Below are 422 nucleotides of genomic sequence, written 5' to 3'. Positions count from 1 at the left end.
TTGTCGAGCCACAGCGGGAGCTATGGTTGGTGTTTACGATCAAAAATTCCCAGAAAAAGTAGCGGTTGAGTGGTTAGATAAGTCAGAGAGCAGAATTTACTACGGTGAACTGGCAATAAATAAAAATGGTTATAAATTAGCTAAAAATTTACCTGCTTATGCATGGATAAGCACAGGAGAAGTAGAAGAAAATATCAGGCCTTATTTAATTGTTGGCATGGGGGATAGTGGCGAGATAAAAGTATGGTTATCAAATGCACGATCTGACAGAAATAGAACAGGCCGTGTATTACACGAGCTTGGCTCTGGGCAAGCACAGTGGCGTAAGAATAAGTAACTAAGCTATTCCTCAAGGGCAGCTTGAACTTAAATGGATATAGATTATGGACAAAATCATAAAATTACTTCTTATTAGCTTGTTT

1 protein-coding gene is annotated in these 422 nt (G+C 38.4%); it reads left to right on the top strand.

What is annotated here, in order from left to right; all coding sequences use genetic code 11:
- A partial coding sequence (locus FW757_RS23205; RefSeq protein WP_446441791.1) for a DUF2931 family protein occupies window positions 1-337 on the top strand: 337 nt, incomplete at its 5' end.
- Window positions 338-422: the final 85 nt, after the last annotated feature.

It is taken from the genome of Pseudoalteromonas sp. 1181_04, assembly GCF_052850545.1.
This window is presented reverse-complemented; position numbering and strand designations above follow the sequence as displayed.